Source organism: Pseudoalteromonas sp. TAE56, assembly GCF_000497955.1.
GTDB lineage: Bacteria > Pseudomonadota > Gammaproteobacteria > Enterobacterales > Alteromonadaceae > Pseudoalteromonas.
Window position 1 is genome coordinate 1 of record NZ_AUTN01000062.1, and the last position, 20,159, is coordinate 20,159.

Annotated in this window: 18 protein-coding genes and 1 pseudogene; 12 read left to right on the forward strand and 7 right to left on the reverse strand. The window is 39.0% G+C overall.

Annotation, left to right across the window (positions count from 1 at the left end; all coding sequences use genetic code 11):
- From L656_RS01000000121875 to L656_RS0103660, 5 genes and pseudogenes are all read left to right on the forward strand, one after another.
- A pseudogene (locus tag L656_RS01000000121875) lies at positions 1 to 413 on the forward strand (metallophosphatase); the annotation flags it as partial.
- A gap of 318 nt (positions 414 to 731) precedes the next feature.
- On the forward strand, positions 732 to 1,778 hold the full coding sequence (gene hppD / locus L656_RS0103645; protein WP_024598242.1) for a 4-hydroxyphenylpyruvate dioxygenase: 1,047 nt from the start codon (positions 732 to 734) through the stop codon (positions 1,776 to 1,778).
- Between the two features lie 136 nt (positions 1,779 to 1,914).
- Positions 1,915 to 3,228, forward strand: coding sequence for a fumarylacetoacetase (fahA, locus tag L656_RS0103650; RefSeq protein WP_024598243.1), 1,314 nt, complete (start codon positions 1,915 to 1,917; stop codon positions 3,226 to 3,228).
- Between the two features lie 143 nt (positions 3,229 to 3,371).
- Positions 3,372 to 4,535 carry a M23 family metallopeptidase gene (locus tag L656_RS0103655; RefSeq protein WP_024598244.1) on the forward strand — a complete coding sequence of 388 codons (1,164 nt, stop codon included), beginning with the start codon at positions 3,372 to 3,374 and terminating at the stop codon, positions 4,533 to 4,535.
- Positions 4,525 to 5,007, forward strand: a complete 483-nt coding sequence (locus tag L656_RS0103660) for a bactofilin family protein (RefSeq protein WP_002958196.1) — start codon at positions 4,525 to 4,527, stop codon at positions 5,005 to 5,007. Before L656_RS0103655 ends, L656_RS0103660 begins: the two co-directional genes overlap by 11 nt.
- Before the next feature lie 21 nt (positions 5,008 to 5,028).
- Here the strand turns inward: L656_RS0103660 and L656_RS0103665 are convergent, their stop codons facing one another.
- On the reverse strand, positions 5,029 to 5,502 hold the full coding sequence (locus tag L656_RS0103665) for a hotdog fold domain-containing protein (protein ID WP_024595671.1): 474 nt from the start codon (positions 5,500 to 5,502) through the stop codon (positions 5,029 to 5,031).
- Positions 5,503 to 5,685: 183 nt separating this feature from the next.
- Here L656_RS0103665 and L656_RS0103670 point away from each other — a divergent pair, with 183 nt between their 5' ends.
- The 3 genes from L656_RS0103670 to L656_RS0103680 are packed head-to-tail and all read left to right on the forward strand — an operon-like array spanning position 5,686 to position 8,029.
- Complete coding sequence (locus L656_RS0103670) at positions 5,686 to 6,885, forward strand: multidrug effflux MFS transporter (protein ID WP_024598245.1); 1,200 nt, start codon at positions 5,686 to 5,688, stop codon at positions 6,883 to 6,885.
- Entirely contained in the window at positions 6,882 to 7,526 is a 645-nt protein-coding gene (locus tag L656_RS0103675) for a LysE family translocator (protein ID WP_024589445.1), read from the forward strand. The genes L656_RS0103670 and L656_RS0103675 overlap by 4 nt, the downstream gene beginning before the upstream one ends.
- Positions 7,527 to 7,564: 38 nt before the next feature.
- Entirely contained in the window at positions 7,565 to 8,029 is a 465-nt protein-coding gene (locus L656_RS0103680; protein WP_002958191.1) for a methylglyoxal synthase, read from the forward strand.
- 19 nt (positions 8,030 to 8,048) lie between these two features.
- Here L656_RS0103680 and yegD read toward each other — a convergent pair whose 3' ends face one another.
- The 6 genes from yegD to L656_RS0103710 form a co-directional block, all read right to left on the reverse strand.
- Positions 8,049 to 9,413 (reverse strand): molecular chaperone, encoded by a 1,365-nt coding sequence (gene yegD, locus L656_RS0103685; RefSeq protein ID WP_024598246.1) that lies wholly within the window; start codon positions 9,411 to 9,413, stop codon positions 8,049 to 8,051.
- A 62-nt stretch (positions 9,414 to 9,475) separates the two neighbouring features.
- The gene (locus L656_RS0103690) at positions 9,476 to 10,318 is read right to left on the reverse strand and encodes a DNA ligase (RefSeq protein WP_024595668.1); all 843 of its coding nucleotides are present in this window, start codon (positions 10,316 to 10,318) and stop codon (positions 9,476 to 9,478) included.
- 33 nt (positions 10,319 to 10,351) lie between these two features.
- Positions 10,352 to 11,008 (reverse strand): HAD family hydrolase, encoded by a 657-nt coding sequence (locus tag L656_RS0103695; RefSeq protein ID WP_024595667.1) that lies wholly within the window; start codon positions 11,006 to 11,008, stop codon positions 10,352 to 10,354.
- A 75-nt stretch (positions 11,009 to 11,083) separates the two neighbouring features.
- A complete protein-coding gene (locus L656_RS0103700; RefSeq protein ID WP_002958185.1) occupies positions 11,084 to 11,383 on the reverse strand; it encodes a hypothetical protein in 300 nt (99 codons plus the stop codon).
- Positions 11,384 to 11,488: 105 nt separating this feature from the next.
- Positions 11,489 to 13,753 carry a TonB-dependent receptor gene (locus L656_RS0103705; protein WP_024595666.1) on the reverse strand — a complete coding sequence of 755 codons (2,265 nt, stop codon included), beginning with the start codon at positions 13,751 to 13,753 and terminating at the stop codon, positions 11,489 to 11,491.
- 414 nt (positions 13,754 to 14,167) lie between these two features.
- A complete protein-coding gene (locus L656_RS0103710) occupies positions 14,168 to 15,028 on the reverse strand; it encodes a mechanosensitive ion channel family protein (protein WP_002958183.1) in 861 nt (286 codons plus the stop codon).
- Between the two features lie 196 nt (positions 15,029 to 15,224).
- Here L656_RS0103710 and L656_RS0103715 point away from each other — a divergent pair, with 196 nt between their 5' ends.
- From L656_RS0103715 to L656_RS0103730, 4 genes are all read left to right on the forward strand, one after another.
- The gene (locus L656_RS0103715) at positions 15,225 to 15,431 is read left to right on the forward strand and encodes a hypothetical protein (RefSeq protein ID WP_002958182.1); all 207 of its coding nucleotides are present in this window, start codon (positions 15,225 to 15,227) and stop codon (positions 15,429 to 15,431) included.
- A 213-nt stretch (positions 15,432 to 15,644) separates the two neighbouring features.
- Complete coding sequence (locus L656_RS0103720; RefSeq protein WP_024598247.1) at positions 15,645 to 17,780, forward strand: M3 family metallopeptidase; 2,136 nt, start codon at positions 15,645 to 15,647, stop codon at positions 17,778 to 17,780.
- Positions 17,781 to 17,894: 114 nt separating this feature from the next.
- Complete coding sequence (locus tag L656_RS0103725) at positions 17,895 to 18,746, forward strand: carboxylate/amino acid/amine transporter (RefSeq protein WP_024597044.1); 852 nt, start codon at positions 17,895 to 17,897, stop codon at positions 18,744 to 18,746.
- Positions 18,747 to 18,815: 69 nt separating this feature from the next.
- Positions 18,816 to 20,141 (forward strand): glycerophosphodiester phosphodiesterase family protein, encoded by a 1,326-nt coding sequence (locus L656_RS0103730; RefSeq protein ID WP_024597043.1) that lies wholly within the window; start codon positions 18,816 to 18,818, stop codon positions 20,139 to 20,141.
- The last annotated feature ends 18 nt before the right edge of the window (positions 20,142 to 20,159 follow it).

Genomic DNA, 20,159 nt, shown 5'->3' on the forward strand with positions numbered 1-20,159 from the left:
GCGATAGCGGCTATTTTGGCAATACACAACCTGACTCTTGGCATCGTATAGCTTTTGTATTTTATACAGCACCAACCAACGGGGTGTTTGAAGTCTATATAGATGGAGAACTTGCTGGCGTAAAAGAGGATGGCGAAATCGATAGTCGCTGGGCACTCAATCAATCTGTATTGCTTTTTACAGATAACAATTATGAAACAGTACCAGGGTACTTAAATTCGCTGCTTTATGCAGGACGTGCTATGACCAGAGATGAAATTAAAAGTATGGGAAGCGCACAGCAAAAGCTGTCTTTTGAGCAACCGACGCGAGTGCTAAATCAAACCATTGAGCGCCATTACCAAGCAGCTCCAGCAATTAAAACTAACGTGTGGATAGAACAACGGAACAAGTTCTTTGGTAACGGCTCTTAAAGTGTAAACAATTTCATACAAAAAGGCTTTTACTTATTAATTGTAAGAGGAGGTTTAGCGCAGGTTAAACCTCCTTTTTAGTATTTAAATACAATGACTTAAAAACAAATGCTCCCACTTGAATTTATACCATATAACTTCATTTTACTTAACTGTATTACAAACACGTAACTTTATAATAACCGTCCTATAAAATTTACACATGCACTATATACTAAATAGCGCCCCCCTCTTCCCCAAATTAAAAATCTGGTTGATTATCTACTGCAATATGACAACAACACATAATCGCAGTGCTTAATTGCGGGAGTAATAATAATGAGTGAAGTAAATAACTATTTGGGTTTAGTCGGTATTGAGTTTACCGAGTACGCAACACCTGATGCTGATTATATGGATAAAGTATTTACTGATTTTGGCTTCTCTAAGCTTAAAAAATTCAAAGGTAAAGACATTGTTTATTACAACCAAAACGATATTCACTTTTTACTGAATAACGAGCGTGAAGGTTTTTCTGCAGAATTTGCTAAAAGCCATGGCCCTGCTATTTGTTCAATGGGTTGGCGTGTTGAGAATGCGCAAAAAGCATTTGAAACAGCTGTAGAACGTGGTGCAAAACCAGCGACCGACTCAACGCATAAAAATATGCCTTACCCTGCGATCTATGGTATTGGCGACAGCCTAATTTACTTTATTGAACAATTTGGCGACAAAGGCACTATTTACGAAAGTGATTTTGAAGACTTAGAAACGCAAAATATTGTAGAAGATAAAGGCTTTATTCGAATCGATCATTTAACCAATAACGTTTATAAAGGCACCATGGAAAAATGGGCTAACTTTTATAAAGACGTATTTGGTTTTACTGAAGTACGCTACTTTGACATTAAAGGTCAAAAAACTGCGCTTATTTCGTATGCACTAAAATCACCTTGTGGCACCTTCTCTATTCCAATAAACGAAGGTAAAGGTAACGATAACAACCAAATTGATGAATACCTTGGTGAGTATAACGGCCCAGGCGTTCAACATTTAGCGTTTTTAACAGATGACTTAGTAAGCTCTCTTGATAAGCTTGATAAATCAACAATTGCCACGTTGGATATTATTCCAGAGTACTACGATACTATTTTTGACCGTGTACCTTGGGTTGCTGAAGATAAAGAAAAAATTCGTGAGCATCAGATACTCGTAGATAGCCAAAGTGAAAATTGTTATTTATTACAAATTTTCTCTAAAAACTTATTTGGTCCAATCTTTATAGAAATGATCCAACGCGTTGATGATGGTGGCTTTGGTGAAGGTAACTTCCAAGCATTATTTGAATCAATCGAACGTGACCAAGAGCGTCGCGGCGTTTTATAAAATATTTGAGTAAATTAAAAGCAGCGAACTTCGCTGCTTTTTGTCGTTTTAATATTTAAAAAGTATGGCGCCAAGTACAAGTATGATTAAATAAACTATACCTTGTCGCCATACAGTAAAATCCAAAGGAAATGTAATGAGCCTAATTAACGAAACCCACGATATTAATTTAACCAGCTGGGTAGAATCAGCTAATGTTGATAATTGCGACTTCCCGATTCAAAACTTACCGTTTGCAGAATTTCGTCGTAAAGGGTCTGATGAGGCCTTTCGTGGTGGTGTTGCAATTGGTGACCAAGTAATCGATTTAGCAAAACTAAATAAATTAAACGTTTTAACAGGTGACGCTAAAACAGCCGCAGATGCAGCAAATGAAGCAACCTTAAATACATTTATGGGTTTAGGGAAGCAGTATTGGTCAGCACTTCGTTTAGCGCTTTCAAAAGCACTAAGAGCAGGCTCTGAGCACCAACAAGCGCTTAGCGATACATTGGTTGCACAGTCTGATATAGAGTATTCTTTGCCTTGTCGTATCGGTGATTACACCGACTTTTACACTTCTATTTATCATGCTACTGCTGTGGGTAGTTTATTTCGCCCTGACAACCCATTACTACCTAACTATAAATGGGTACCTATTGGTTATCATGGTCGCTCTTCATCTATTGACGTATCGGGTCAAACATTTCATCGCCCTAAAGGCCAAACTAAAGCGCCTGATGCAGAAGTGCCATCATTCGGTCCTTGTAAACGCCTTGATTACGAACTAGAGCTGGGTATTTACTTAGGTAAAGGCAATGCACTGGGCGATGCAATCGCTATCGAAAATGCTGAAAACCATGTATTTGGCTTTTGTGTATTTAACGATTGGTCAGCACGTGACTTGCAAGCGTGGGAATACCAACCGCTTGGTCCATTTTTAGCTAAGAACTTTGCCTCAACGGTATCGCCTTGGATTGTAACAACCGAAGCATTAGCGCCTTACAGAACAAACTGGACACGTGATGAAAACGATCCACAGCCTATGGACTATTTAGAATCAAAAGCGAATCGCGACCAAGGTGCTTTTGATATTCAAATGGATGTTAGAATTCAAACGCAAAAAATGCGTAGCGAAGGCCATAACCCAACGCGCGTATCAACATCTAGCTTTAAGCACTCTTACTGGACTGTGGCACAAATGGTTACTCATCACACAGTAAATGGCTGTAACTTTATGCCAGGTGACATGCTAGGTTCGGGCACTCAGTCGGGTCCAACGCACGAAGAAGCAGGTTCATTACTTGAGCTTTCTCGTGGCGGTAAAGAAAAAATCACGCTAAGTAATGGCGAACAACGTAGCTTTTTAGAAGATGGCGATAACGTTATTATGCGTGGCTGGTGTGAAAAAGAAGGCTATGCACGTATAGGTTTTGGCTCTGTAGAGAGTACTGTAATACCGGCAAAATAATACGCATATTAAAAAATTTATTAAAAGGGCTGCTTACTAAAAGCAGCCCTTTTTTATTAATTTTTGAACAGTTACAATTTTTTTCTAGCTTTTTTAACTCAAATTGCTATCTTAATTCGGTTAATAGCCAGTGTTTATATGCCATGTCAGTATTTATAAAGTCTTTTTATCATAAATTTTTCCCTGCTCGTCAGCTACTTATTCGTCAAAATGGCGAAGTTAAGCATGTTGTTTTAGCCTCTTGGTTTCAACTTCTTGTAGCGTTGCTTATTTTAGTCACTTTTACTTGGCTGAGTATTTCAAGCTTTCGTGTTTATACACAAACAAATAAAATCTCTGACATAAAACAAAATCAAATAACCGAGCAAACGCTGTGGCAACAAAAAGTCAGTGAGCAACAAGCCCTTCAAGCAACGCAGTTAGAGCAACTTGCAATTCTTGAGCAAAAGCAGGCGCTACTACAAAGCATGATAGAATCCCTTCCTGCTTCAATTAGCAAAGATGTCATTAAGCTTGATACAGAACTTGATGTACCTATTAATGAAAATAGCAATGAGTTTCATGAGCCATTAGTCGATGAAAATCAAAATGGTAAACAAGCACAGTTAATCGCTCCAATTACATTCGCAACAAGAGTGGCCAACTTAAATAATCATTATGAGCAAAGCTTTACCTATTTAGATAACCAAATTAGTGAACGTCACCAAGCCATTTTAGCTATGGTTAAAGGCGCAGGAATTGAGTCTGCGCTTGAGCAACACCTAATATTAAGCGCCCAGACAACTGCACAAGGTGGGCCACTTGATATATTTAACGAAACAAAAATTCCGAGCCACTTTTTAGCCATCGTTGATAAGTTATTAATATTAAATAATTTAGAAAACTTTTTAACTGAGCTACCAAACACCCTGCCTTTAGCTAAAGCTAAATACTATATTTCGAGTAATTTTGGCCTTAGAAAAGATCCTATGAATAGTAATCATGCCTTTCATAAAGGAATTGATTTAGCCGGTTGGCATAAAACCGAAATATTCGCCCCAGCAGACGCTGTAGTGCTTCGTGCCGGTCGTAATGGTGGTTATGGTAACTTTATTGAGCTTGAGCATAAAAATGGCTTAGTGACTCGATTTGGTCACTTAAATAAAATTAAAGTAAAGAAAGGTCAATCAATCACTAAACATGATGTAATCGGTTTAATGGGCAGCACCGGCCGAAGCACAGGCACGCATTTACACTACGAAGTATTACTTAATGGTAAACAAGTCAATCCTCTAAAAATAACAAAGGCGCTTTCTCGTGTTTGGTAGAAAAAAACAAAAAACAGTTAGCTCTAATTTAAAAAGAGTGAATCACACACCGTCTATTATTTCTGAAGACGTACGCCTTACAGGCACTTTAGTTAGCCAAGGTGAAGTACAGCTTGATGGCCGTATTGATGGTGACATAAAAGTGGAGCATTTAGTTATTGGCTCTGCGGGAGTTGTTGAAGGTATTGTTGAAGCTAAAAGCGTTATTGTTAAAGGTAAAGTTATTGGGTCAATTAATGCCAGTGAAGTAAAAGTACAAAGTGGCGCTCATGTTCATGGCGATGTATTTCACGATACATTGAGTATTGATGCAGGCGCAGTAATTGAAGGCAGTTTAAAGCAACGCTTTGAAAAAGAAGAGCCGGAACTAATTTCGAAAGAACTAAAACCCGCAAAAGAAGTTAAAGCATTATTGAAAGAAGATGGCAGCGACTTATCATTTGTAAATAAACAAGCCGCTGATAAAAGCTAAGTCAAATTAGCTTTACGTAAATTAATTTTTCTCAGTAATGTACATAGTAATATCTGCAGTGAAAACAAGCTCATTGCGGGTATTATACAGTTTAACCGGTACTACTAAGTCTTCTTTATCAATCCACTTATGTGGTAAATCAATTTCAGCGACTGCTCGTACATCTGTATCTACTTTAGCCAAATACCTAACTGTCATCCCTTTTGGGATCCAACGATGCGTTTTAACTGGCACTGTTGCATCAACCATTACACCTGCACACAATTCAGCTAAGTTACACTGCGCAATAGCATGAATAGTTCCAATATGATTATGAACGCTTCGGCGGTTTTTAACCACCGCACTACAATGGCCCTCTCTCAAATCGAGTACGTAAGGTTTCATCGAACCAAAATATGGCGCTTTAAAGCAAACAGCTTTAGTAAAAAGCCAATTCCCAAAAGGTAGGCGCTTAAATTTATGCCATGTTTGTACAAGTGCAGATTTATTACTCATTATTATTTTCCATCAACAGTTACTTTTTTAAAATTAACACATCAGACCAGTTTTAAAAAGTGCATTTATGCTGGCTTTTAAGCTTAATCCAATCAAAAAGTAAGAATGACGACCTATGCAGGGGTCATAAGCCCTTTCTTTTTTATGAGTGCCCACCTAAAATACTCGACAAAAGGAGACTCAATGCAAACACAGCCCGCTAAACCTAATATGACTTTGTTACTTATCTTAGCGTTACTCGTTATATTTTGCCCTATGGCAATCGATATTTACTTACCCGCTTTTCCTACTATTGCAGAACAATTTGCAGTTACTGAACAACAAGTACAGCAAACCGTTGCTATTTTTATGCTAACAGTGGGTTTAGGCCAATTAATTGCAGGTCCTTTAGCTGATAAATTTGGCCGAAAGCCAGTGGCTATAGTGGGCATTAGTTTATATGCAAGCTCTGCATTACTCGCATACTACTCGCCTTCTTTTGAGATATTACTAATAGCACGTGCTTTTCAGGGATTTGGAGCGTGTGCCACATTTGTTGTCGCATTTGCGATAGTGCGTGATAAATATGGCAGTGAACGAAGCGGACAAATGATTACCTACCTTAACGGGATTGTGTGCTTTATTCCGGCAATGGCACCTATTTTAGGGGCTTGGCTTACCGTACAGTTTGGCTGGCGTATGAACTTTATGTTTTTAACCGCGTTTGCTATTTTGGGCCTTATTGTTACCCTATTCTTTTTTAGAGAAACTCGTCCTGCTGATAGTCATTATCAGGGGCATATTTTAGATTTACGTCGCTTTACACCGATTATTAAAACACCGGTATTTTTGTTTAATAGCCTAATTTGTATGGTCTCAATGTCAGCCATATTAGTGTATGTAACGCTCGCACCAGGCTGGCTTATTACACATTTAGGCGGCACCGTAGCCGACTTTACTTTTTGGTTTACGTTAAATGCCGTAATAAGTATTGTCGCAAGTTTTATTTTACCTACCTACATTAAACGAAATAGCCAACGTGCTTTGCGTGTCGGTGTGAGTGTACTGGTTTTCTCAGGCATTTTAATGCTAGCCTTGAGTCATATAGAAACAGCATTTGCGCTTATGCTACCTATCTTAATTGCTGCATTAGGGTTTGCTTTAAGTTTAGGCTCTGCAGCAGGAATGTCTCTGTCTAGCTTTCCTAAACAAGCAGGCACAGCCTCTGCATTACTCGGTGCTATGCAAATGAGTGGCGCAAGTATACTTGTCGTTTTAACCCAATATTTAGGGTTAAGCACACCGTGGTTGATTGCTTTTCACTTATTATTGCTAGTTCCGCTTTGGCTTATTTTAATGAGTAAAAAAGCACATACTTTACACCCGGCTAAAAGTACTCAATGATCAATCCTGACTTTCTAGTCTCATTTTTATTAGCCAGCTTTTTAATGGCAGTAGCGCCTGGGCCATCAAATGCATTTTTGATGGCGCAAACATTTGCTAATGGTCGAAGTGCTGGTATGCAAAGTGCTTTTGGTTTTGCATTAGGTGGGGTTGTTCATACGCTATTTGCTGTTGTAGGCCTAAGCGCAGTCCTGAAAGCTTCCCCTAGTGCCTATGCAGCAGTGCAATACGCAGGCGCAGCATACTTATGCTATTTAGGGTTTATGATGATTAAAGGCACGCTAAAGCAGCCAGAGCCGACACCTGATGACAAGCAAACCGATAAACCGCATATAAGTACCAGTAAAAAAAGTAATGTCATGTTTCAGGCCATGATGACTGAAGTATTAAACCCTAAAGTAGCATTATTCTTTATTGCATTTATTCCACAATTTGTAGATCCAACGCTTTCATCGGCTACTTTTCAGCTCGCGTTTTTTGGCTTACTTTACCCTCTTTTTGCTTTTCCGATTGACTGCACGTATATTTATTTTGGCGACAAAATTGCACAGTTTTTTAGACGTAACCCAAATAGCCAACTTTGGATTGATAGGATCACTGGCATTGTATTTATTGCCCTTGCTATCAATCTATTATTTTAACTAACCAAAACAGTGGTTAACTAATAAAAAGAATCAGCATGGAACAAAAAACACAATCTCTTCCCGCACAAAAAAATATTGCTTTAGTGGCACACGATGGTAAAAAAGCAGCACTAAAATTATGGTGTGAAAAGCACAAAGAAATACTAAGTAAGCACACTTTATATGGCACAGGTACTACGGGGCATTTAATTCAAAAAACTACGGGGCTTGATGTAGTTCAGCTTTTAAGTGGTCCTATGGGCGGCGATCAACAACTTGGCGCTAAAATAGCAGAACATGAGATACATGTTTTAATATTTTTTTGGGACCCATTAGCATCACAGCCTCATGACCCTGATGTTAAAGCACTACTGCGTTTAGCCGCTGTTTGGAATATTCCGGTGGCGTGTAATGAGGTAAGTGCAGATATGTTATTAAGCTCACCGCTTATGGACGTAGAGCTTGAACGTACATTGCCAGATTACGAAAAATACCTCGCAACCCGACAAATAGATCTTTAAACCTCAATTGTAATCTAGGTTATTTATAAAGCATGCTGGCCCATTTAGTCAGGCCAGCGGTTACACTACCAAAGTGATCCCCGTTAACCATCTTTATATCGCCTAAGTGCTCACTTAAAGCCGCTTTAATCAATGGGGATTGTGCACTACCGCCTGTTAAATAGATAATGTCTGGCGTGGTCGCAGCGTCACTGATTGCTTGTTTTGCTAAAGTAACTATTTGGCTAATACTACTCTCAACGGCAACAGCTAAATCGCTTACTGATACATTTTTATTCAGTCCACTATCTAAAAAACTTAAATCACAATCAAATACACTAGCAGACGAAAGTGCTATTTTAGCCGCTTCACCTTGTTGCACTAACTGATGGCCTTGCTTGTTTTGCTGTAAATGTATTAAACGCTTATAAAGCTCAGGTGCACTTACATCACGTAATTGTGCGTTTAGCTCTCGGGTATGGCTTTCACTATAAAATTGGCTTTGTAAGTTTACATCGTTAATTTTACACGCTTGCCAAAACGCTTGATTAGGCAAAGGCAAACCCGATTTAAACGTACTACCTAAACCCAATAACGGCATTAAACCATGAAAGCTCAAAGCAATATCTAAATCGTTTCCGCCAACACGTTTACCACTGTGAGATAAAAAATCGCTATCGCGCTGACTATTTCCTCTAAAGCTTGGGCCCATTTGTACAAATGAGCAGTCACTTGTACCACCACCAATATCAATAACGAGTACTTTTTGATCCTGAGTTAAATCACTCTCGTAGTCGATACCCGCAGCAAGTGGCTCATATAAAAACTCTACGTCTTTAAAACCAGCACGTTTAGCAGCACACTCTAAAATACCGACCGCTTGTTGATTTGATTGCTCACCACCCACAGCTTGAAAGTTTACTGGGCGACCAATTACTGTTTGTGTAAGTGTTTTACCTAAAGAGAGCTCAGCGCGTTGCTTAATTTTTAAGATCATCGCGGTTGCGATATCTTCAAAAAAGTTAATTTGACCTTGCTTTAAACCTGTTGCACCAAAAAATGATTTAGGAGACTTAACAAAATAGCCTTCTTCAGGAAACTGCACGTACTCGCTAATCGCTTCACGACCAATAAATAGGGTTTCATCTGAAGGTTGTAAATCAAGGTCTGACTTAATACGAGGTAAGGTATTTAATAATGCTTGGCGCTGCGTTAAAAAGTCATGCTCATGGGCTGTACCATGTAAATGCTTAGCAACAAAATCAACAACCAACGCGCTGTGATGAGTGTAAAGTGTAGACGGTAAGTAATGTTTTCCTTGCTCTAGCGGTACTAATTGAACATTACCCTCGCTCATTACACCCATAGCACAATTAGAACTACCGTAATCAAAACCTACAAACATACTTCACCACACATTACCAAAAAGGCCGCGCAATTTAGCACACTTTGTAAAATTTATAAATGTTATAAACTATCTCTGACCCGTAAAAAACTGGCAAAACGCGGTAACCCATTTTTTGTTAAGCCATGAAATCGGTACGTTACAGTACTACCAATCTCCGGTGGGATGGAGCGCTGTGCATCATTAAACCCAGTACCAATAGAAAATACCTGCCCCTGCGCTGTTTTTACCCTTAATGCCCCTAACATACCTTGATATTTACCTTTGCCTGGTAAGTGCGCAATTACAACCGCTTCTGCATCTAAATAAGGTTTTAATTTTAGTAATGCATTACTTCTTCCATTGCTGTGCTTAGCGCTGGCCAAATGAAGCATTACTCCCTCGCCGCCCTGCTTAGTTATGTTCTCAAAATACTCTGTAAGTTGCTCATTATTTGTAAAGCTATATTGAACTACAGCACTAATGTGCGGCGAGTTTAGGCTAGTAATAAGCTCATTATAGTTTTTATAACGAGTGCTAAAAGGCAGATTTTTATCTGGCATATCAAATACTTTATAAGTAATAGTTTGCCAATCATGATTATTAGGTTTTTTAGTTCTGACTATGCCACTAAGCGCAGAAAAGTGCTCACGTTTAGTCCACAGCTCACCATCAAGCCATACATTTGGCAATGGCACTGTAAACCAACTTGGCGCATTGATAATATTACCCTTACGAGTGACAAACTGCGTGCCGGTCCAGATAGCTCTTACGCCATCATATTTTTCACTGACTAAATATTTACTTACATCATAATGCTTAGTTTCGTCATATACTTTAGCCAGTAAAACAGACGGTTGTGCTGCACTTATGCATTGCGTAAAAAGTACAATAACAATTAAAAGCAGGTGTTTAATAGTAAACATTGGCGCATCCAAGCACGTAAAAGTTGGCTTAAACTATAGTTGAGATTGCGCCCATTGCCAAAACTCATCTAAGTTGCTCATTTGATAGGTAGCTTGGCTAAAGTCGTGATCTTTAGTATGGCTATTGGCAATGGCTACAACACGTAACAAAGCATTATTAGCAGCTGTTACCCCTGTGTAAGTATCCTCAACAGCAATTGCATTGCCAGGTTGTATATTTATCTGCTCAAGTGCCAGTAAATACGGATCCCCTGCAGGTTTAGGATTAGTTACATCATCTTTTGTAACCACCGTATCAAACAGCTCATAAAACCCTAAGCCTTTCAGTATTGGCATAGCTTCACTTTTAGCACTGCCTGTTACTAGCGCCATTTTTAAGCCACTCGCTTTTACAGCTTTCAATGTTTGCTCTGTAAATGGCATCAGTGGCGGTAAATGTGTTACTACATATTCACCAAATAAACGGTATTTTTCATCTGCTAAAAACTGTGCACTTACCGATAAGTTATGCTCTTGCTTAATTTCAATTGCGGCTTCTAAAGTGGGCCGTCCCGAAAAGCGCTGACAAAAATCATTTTCTAAATAACTAACACCGTAGGGTTTAAGTAATTTACTCCAGCATACAAAGTGCATGCTTTCTGAATCAACTAATGTGCCATCCATATCAAATAATATTGCTTTTAAAGTCATCCTCATTCCTTATTTAACTTGTGCTAAATTTTGACAATAAAAAAGGCGCCTTAAGCACCTTTTATATAAATACAGTTATTGCGTTAAGCCTGCTGGCGGCTCACCCGTTGCTTCCTCACCCGTTTCAACATCAACAAGCTCGTAGCCACGCGTTTTACGTACAACTTTAAGTACTGGTTTATCAAATGCAGTTTTTAAACGCTCAGAGTCATCTTTCAACTCATCTAAGGTTGTTCCAAAAGGGGCTGCGCCAGTTTCTGACCAGTTAGTTACTTTACCATTTAGGTTATATTCTACTTCATGTATTTGATATTGCGCTGCTTCGTCTTTCGTTGCTTCACAAAAAATTACACGGTAATTCCAAAATCCAGCCATCTTTTTATCTCTTTAAATTAATTAACGCTACTTTACCAGCTTTATAAAAACATAAAAGCCTGCACAAGGCAGGCTTTTAAAAATTAATATAATTTAAGGTTATCTCTAGAAGAAGTTAACTTTAAATTCAGCACCAACATAACGCTCTTCGTTAACAATACCTGTATTGTTATTGAAATCTACAGCGCCAATAACTTGTTGCTCGTCAAATAAGTTACGAACAAACGCAGCAACTTCGTATTCGTAATCGCCTTCAGACCATGTGTAACCTGTACGAAGACCTGTTTCAATAAGCTCTTTACCTTCAAACTCTACTGATTCGTAAAGGAACATATTGATTTTACTACGATAAGAAATATCACCGCTTGCGAAGAAATTACCATCGGCAAGTTCTTTAGTGTAGCGAAGCGTAAAGTTAGAGATCCACTCAGGAGCATGCGGTAAGCTATTACCATCAAGTACAGCAAGACCAGAACCATTAATTGGGTCAGTTACAGTACATTGAGCACAAACAGCGACAGCTAAATCGTTATCTTTAATTTCTGTTTTATTGTAGCTTAAGTTAAACGTTGCATTAAACTCATCGCTTAATACCCACTGCGTATCTAACTCAAAACCATAGCCAGTCGTTTTATCAGCATTAACTAAACGGTTAAAGTTAGCACCACCGCCTACAGCAGTAAGCTGTTGGTCGTCCATCGTGTAGTAAAATACAGTTGCATTTACACGGCCTTGGCCGTCTAGCACGTCTGATTTAATACCTGTCTCGTACGATGTTACCGTTTCTGACTCAGCTGTTGTAACGTCATCACCAAATAAAATACGACCTTGTAAACTAGGTGCGCGGAAGCTGTTTGCTACACGGCCGTACCAGTTAACATCATCGTTTACTTTATAGTTTGCAGATAAATCCCAGCTAACATGGTCGTCACTAACATCACGCTCTACAAGTAATGCACCGCCACCAATTGGGCTAAGTGTACGATCAGCTACAAAATCTTTATCATCATCAGAATAACGAAGGCCCGCTGTTACTTTTAAATCATCTGAAAAAGTATAATCTACAGAACCAAATACAGCCCATGCAGTTGTGTCTTGTTGTTGGCGAACATAACCATTTAAAGCACCAGCATTAGGTGTTGAGAATGTATCGTAGCTGAAGTTTTCAATCGTTAGCTCTTCATCAAAGTAAAATACACCTACTTGATAATTTAAGTCACCATCAAAGTTACTAGATAAACGTAGCTCTTGCGTCAACTGGTCGTGATCTGGAATGCCATCAGCACTTTCTGAAGAGAAAGGGATAAAACCGGGTCCCATGAAATCTGGAATATAAGAAGCACCATAACCGCCGTCGATGTCAGCGCGAGAATAAATTTCAGCACTTTCCCATGCAGAAATAGAAGTGATTGTGTGGTTTTTAAGTTCCCACTCAAGCTTTAAGCTTGCACCTTCCGATTCTACTTGTTGAGTAGAGCGAGATGCCGCATCTTGATAAACAACATCATTTTCGTAGTTATCTACTAGCTCATTAGTACCCGCTTTAATTACATTTGCACGAAAGGCAATTGGTGAGCCATCTAAGTCACGTGTGTGATAGTTTAATAAAGCAGTAAAATCATCGCCTTCATATAAAAACTGAACGCGTGCCGCTTTTTCAGTGTAACCACCTTGCTCATCTTTAGCTTCAAAGCCTGGAGCTTGGTTATCAATGTAATCGTCTTTGTCTTGCCATAATAATGAAACACGAGCAGATAAACGGTCAGTTAAAGCACCACCTACAGCACCACTTGTATCTACAGCACCACGGCTACCGTATGAAACAGAGCCATAACCATCAAATTCTTGGCTTGGTTTAACAGTATCAAACTTAACAAGGCCAGCTGGCGTGTTACGGCCAAATAGCGTTCCTTGAGGACCACGTAATACTTCTACGCGTTCAACATCAAATACTGGGAAACCTTTTAAAATTGCATTTTCTTGAACTACTTCATCAACAACAAGTGATACTGGTTGTGATGCATTCAAATCGAAATCGGTATTACCTAAACCACGAACGTAAAAGCGTGGGAATGAACGACCAAATGAAGACTCAATAGATAAACTTGGAATTTTCGCATTTAAAAAGCGAATATCCATACCTGCAGAGCTATATGCATCAAGGTTATCACCTTGTAATGCAGATACTGCTACAGGTACTTCTTGTGCATTTTCTACGCGTTTACGGGCGGTAACTTGAATAACTTCTAGTTGATTGCTTTTTTTAGCCGTTTCTTCTTCAGCGGCGAATGCTGAAATAGATGTGCCAGCAGCAGATAGTAGTGCAGCGTTAATAATTGTCGCTATTGCAGATTTCTTTAATGATTTCATGTCGGGTATTAACCTTTAGTATGCACTCTTGTTCAACGGTTTTTTGTGTTGCGCAATGTATTCATTGCGGGCTCGTACAATTTTTCGCGACTTGCTATATGGCGCGCGGACCTCATCACCGAGAGTACAAAACGGAGTAACAAGGCTGAACGAACAATTAAGATTATACCATTGTGTAATAATTTTACTGCATAAATATGAACATAAATGGAAACTTTTTTGCAACATTTAACTACAAGATTGCGTGTTTTTATCAATATTTAGATGCAAAAACCTAATAATGAGGACATATGTCCTTTATTGAAGTTCGCGAAGTAAAGTAGGAAAAATAGATTGCTTTACATATTAACCCAAAATAGAAACGTTGTGGTTACTCATAAAAAAGTCACCCGCAAGCGACTTTTTTTATTAGAACTACGACCTTTTAAAAGCAATTTCACCATCTATATGAATATCGCGCTGTGGAAACGCAATCACTACATCATGCTCTTCAAATACAGCATAAATACTAAAACGAATATCACTGCGCACTTTTCTAAGCATGGTTTCAGACTCGGCGCATACCCAAAAAATAGCATTAAATACAAGCGAGCTATCTGCAAAGTCATCAAATAACACTGATGACTTTGGATTAACCAATATTGCATCATGATCATCAAGCACTTGCTGGATAAGCTTTTTAACCAGTATAACGTCTGAACCATACGCAACGCCGACACTGACCGATGAGCGTGCATTGCCATCTATCAGCGTCCAGTTTGTTACTGTATTTTCGAGCAATTGAGAATTAGGTATAAGCATATGTACGCCGTCATTTCGGCGAATACGTGTAGAACGCGTATTAATAGTTTCAACTACGCCCTTTGCGTTACCTACCTCTAAAAAGTCACCAATGCGAATTGGACGTTCCCACATCAATATCCAACCGCTGATAAAGTTATTAATAATGTTTTGTGCACCAAAACCTACACCAATAGCAATCGCACCGGATACAAAAGCAAATGCCGTAAGCGGGATGCTGAGCACTTCAAGCGATGTAAAAATTAAAATTGCGATACTTAAAATAAAGTAAATACGAGTAAACAAATGCACTGCATCTTGGCTTATTTTTTTAGCGAGTAATGTTTTTTTAATAAGCTTGCCAATACGTGTGACTACAAACCACATAGCAAACAATATAAGTGGCACTTGAATTACTTTTGCTACCGTAATATTCACATCGTTATAAGTGAATATTACAAAGGCTAAGTATTGATTAATTTGTTCGAGGGTCATAAGTGTTCCCAATATCTTTTTTGATTGTTATTTGTTCACTAAAAATAAGTGTGGTTCAGTTTTCGCTAAGCTTAGCACGTCATAATATAACTAAAACGCCAAGTTAATAAGTTCAATATGAATTTTATAAACAATTTATTAACTCTTTATTGCACCGAGTGCTATATAAATAGTGTACAAGCACTGGAGATCACATATGACACAACTTACTCTAAATCAAAGACTCGCTACTTTGCAGCCGCAGGTAGATTTAAAATTGTTTGAAAGCAGCCTAGATTACCGAAATAAAGTTTTGTGCTTGCTGGCCGAACAAGAGCAAACTCTAGCAACTATTAATAAAGAGTTTGGGCAGCAATCTAATAGCTTTGGCTCAGAGAAAAAATTTGTTTTAGGTTATAACTAACCCCCTCTCAAGCACACAATCGTATAATTAAGTAGCTTTAACGTTTGATTTTAGAGCTACTTTTACCCACCTTAATACTAATTATTAGCTAATTTGCGTTCAAATCCCCCTTAATACCGATAAACTTTATTGTATAAACCCACAAATTTGATAAGTTAACTAGGTTTTTCGACTCGCAAAGCCTATTTCGGCTAATCTTTTTATGGAGTTATTATGCGTAAAACCCTGATCGCCACTACTATTGCTAGTGCCCTAATCCTATCGGCTTGTTCTTCTAACGAACCTCAAGACATGGCAAAAGAGAGCGCAGCACAAGTGCAAGACATGAACGCAAACAATGTTTTATTCAAACCCAGCCCATTACAATACATGGCACCTGAGTTTGATAAGTTTGGTACAAAAGACTACGAAGCCGGCTTTGATGCTGGTATTGCTCAGCATACTGCGCAAATACAAGCTATTGCTAACAACCCAGCTCCTGCAACTTTTAAAAATACATTAGTTGAAATGGAAATGTCTGGCGAGCTACTAAACCGTGTATCAGCTGCTTTTTATAACCTTTCAGGTTTGATTTCTGATGACGAATACCAACGTATAAGTAAAAAAATGGCGCCGGTATTATCTGCTCACTCTGACGACATTTACTTAAATGGTGCATTATTCAAGCGCGTACAAACTATTTACGACAACAAAGACTCGCTTAATGCTGAAGATCAACGCCTTGTGGATTTTTACTATAAGCAATTTGTAAAAGCAGGCGCTAAATTAAATGACGCTGAAAAAGCAAAAATGCGTGAAATCAACTCACAACTTGCAGAGCTTTCTACTGCGTTTTCTCAAAACATTTTAAAATCGTTTAAAGAAGATGTCATTGTAGTTACCGATAAATCTAAACTTGCTGGCCTTTCTGAAGGTGAAATTGCAGGTCTTGCGGCCGCTGCTAAAAAAGCAGGTAAAGACGGCTACATGATCACGCTGGTAAATACGACCCAACAGCCAATTTTATCAAGCCTTGAAAACCGCGACCTACGTGAGCAAATATTTAAAGCCTCTGCTAACCGTGCAGCAAAAACTAACGGCCCAATTATTATTGAAGAAACAAACCTACGCGCTCAAAAAGCAGAGCTACTAGGGTTTAAAGATTGGGCATCGTATGTAATGACTTCGCGTATGGCACAAACAACTGACAACGTGTACGGCATTTTAGATGACCTAGCACCAAAAGCAGTTGAAAAAGCTAAAATTGAAGCAGCTGCTATTCAAAAAGTAATTAACGATTCAGGTGAAAGCTTTGAGCTTAAACCATGGGATTGGGCTTTTTACGCAGAAAAAGTACGTGCTGAAAAGTACGACTTAGATCCTGCCCTTGTTAAGCCTTACTTTGAAATGGATTCTGTAATTCACGATGGTTTATTCTTTGCAATGAACAAGCTATACGGTATTACATTTAAAGAGCGTAAAGACTTACCGGTTTATCATGAAGATGTTACAGCCTACGAAGTATTCAACGCTGACGGCAGCGCCATCGGTTTATTTTACCTAGACCCATACGCACGTGAAGGTAAGCGTGGCGGTGCATGGATGAGCGCTTACGTAAGTCAAAGCGGCTTAAAAGGCACTAAACCTGTAATTTACAATGCCCAAAACATTCCAAAACCTGCTGCAGGCGAGCCAACGTTAATGACGTTTGACGAAGTGTCAACTATGTTCCATGAGTTTGGTCATGCGGCGCACGGTTTATTCTCTGACGTTAAATACCCAAGCTTAGCAGGTACTGCTACAGCGCGTGACTTTGTTGAGTTTCCGTCGCAAGCGAATGAAGATTGGATGATTGAACCTACGGTACTTGCTAACTACGCCAAACACTACAAAACAGGTGAGCCAATTCCACAAGCTTTACTTGATAAAGTACTTGCATCGCAAAAATTCAACCAAGGTTTTGGTACCACTGAATATTTAGCAGCTGCTTTACTTGATATGGAATGGCACTCGTTTGGCTCAGATAAAAAAATTACTGATGTTCAAAAGTTTGAAAGCGATGCGCTAAAAGCACACGGTATTGATTACTACCCTGTACCACCGCGTTATAAATCAAACTACTTTAGCCATACATTTGCCGGTGGTTACTCTGCGGGTTACTACGCATACCTTTGGACTGAAGTATTTGCAGCCGATGCCTTTGCACACATGGAAAACAACGGCGGCTTAACACGTAAAAATGGTGATAAGTTCCGTAAAGAAATCCTATCTAAAGGTAACAGCCGCGACTTAATGCAAAGCTACATTGAGTTTAGAGGTCAAAAACCAACTACCGACGCATTACTTAAGCGCCGTGGTTTAGTTGAGTAAATAACTTAATTTATTAAGCTCACTTTTATAAAAGCCCGCTTGCGGGCTTTTATTGTTTATACCCTCACATATAACAGATAAACTTAGCTCAATATTTATTAAAAGATGATGGTTATGCAGTACTTATTTGCAGTCACTTTGCTTTGGGCGTTTTCGTTTAGTTTAATTGGTGTGTATTTAGCAGGCCAAGTTGACGCTTGGTTTAGCGTATTAATACGCATAGCACTGGCAACACTGATTTTTTTACCTTTTTTAAAGCTCAAACAAACGCCTAAACCTTTAGCCTTAAAGCTTATGCTGATTGGCGCTATACAACTTGGTGTTATGTATAGCTTTTACTACCACTCATTTTTATTTTTAACCGTTCCCGAAGTGCTGCTATTTACTGTAATGACTCCTTTGTACATTACCCTGCTAAATGATGTATTGAACAGACGCTTTAACCCACGCTTTTTTATAGTCGCACTTATTGCTGTAATCGGTGCAATTACTATTCGTTACGAAAACCTAAATAGCGATTTCATAATCGGCTTATTAATCGTTCAAGGGGCGAATATAAGTTTTGCTGTAGGCCAAGTTACCTACAAACGATTAATGAATAACAATCAGCTTGATGATAAAGCCGTATTTGGATGGTTTTTTATAGGCGCACTTATTATTGCCACAATTTGCTATGCATTATTTGGTAACTCAAACAAATTACCAACCACTTTCACACAGTGGGGCATACTAATTTATTTAGGGTTGGTTGCATCAGGACTTGGTTACTTTATGTGGAATAAAGGCGCAACCCTTGTCAACGTAGGTGCTTTGGCAGTTATGAATAACTTGCTTATTCCAGCTGGGATTATAATTAACGTGCTGATCTGGAACAGAGATGCCGATATAGTTCGGTTAAGTATTGGGGCTGCTATAATGTTAGGTGCATTATTGGTCAATCAAATGCTTAATAAAAAAGTAAATTAATAAGCTTGTAGCAAAATTGTCATTAATAATCATTAAGGTAGTACAAATTTTACTTTTTAAGGATAAACAATGAAACGTATTACCTTACTTACAAGCTGTATATTGTTAGCCACACTTGCAGGCTGCGACGATGATGTAGAAATAGTAGAAAAAGAAGTGGTTGTTACCAACACCGAAGTGGAAATTGTTGAAGTACCTACGCCCATTGTTGTAGAGGTTGCTGAAGGAGTAAATATTCAGCTAGGGACTCGCCCTGACTATTTAATTAACGATATGGCGCAAAGCACACTAAAAACAAAATTAGAGTCATGCAGCGAAGGTCCTTTTTACCGCACCGATTTTTCTATTGGTCATCGCGGTGCATCAATGCAATACCCCGAACACACTAAAGAAGCCTACATTGCGGCAGCGAGAATGGGCGCTGGCATTGTTGAATGCGATGTTACATTTACAAACGACAAAGAGCTTGTTTGTCGCCACTCTCAATGCGATTTACATACCACAACTAATATTTTAGCTATTCCTGAACTTGCAGCTAAATGCAGTGTGCCATTTACACCAGCCGACCCTGCTAATGGTATTGCCGCATCAGCTAAATGTTGTACCAGCGATATAAGCTTAGCGGAGTTTTTAACCCTTGAAGGTAAAATGGATGGTGCAAACACTAATGCAACGACCGTTGCCGATTACATGGATGGCACACCAAGTTGGCGCACTGATTTATATGCCACCAACGGCACATTGATGACCCATAAACAAAGCATTGCACTGTTTAATGAGCTAGGTGTAAAAATGACACCAGAGCTAAAATCGCCACAAGTAAGTATGCCATTTGATGGAATGACGCAAGAACAATATGCGCAAAAAATGCTAGACGAGTACACGAAAATGGGTGTGCCAGCCTCAAAAGTTTATCCGCAATCATTTAACCTTGAAGACGTAAAATACTGGATTAACAATAACCCTGACTTTGCAGATAAAAGCGTTTACCTAGATGGACGTGACAGTGAAGCCGGATTTGATCCAAGTAACCCACAAACATGGCAACCGGGTATGGATGAGTTAGTGGCTGATGGGGTGAAGATTTTAGCTCCTCCAATTTGGATGATGCTAACAATAGATAACGAAAGTAATATTGTGCCATCGCAATACGCTATTGACGCAAAAGCAGCTGGTTTAAAGCTTATTGCATGGAGCCTTGAGCGCTCGGGCCCGCTTAATGAAGGTGGAGGTTATTACTATCAATCAATTGCTGATGTTATAGATAACGATGGCGACATGATGACAGTAGTCGACGTACTCGCAAAGGACGTGGGGGTAATGGGTATTTTTTCAGATTGGCCTGCCACGGTAAGTTACTACGCCAGTTGTAATAAAATGCCTGCAAGTATTTAATACCAATCTGCTTATATA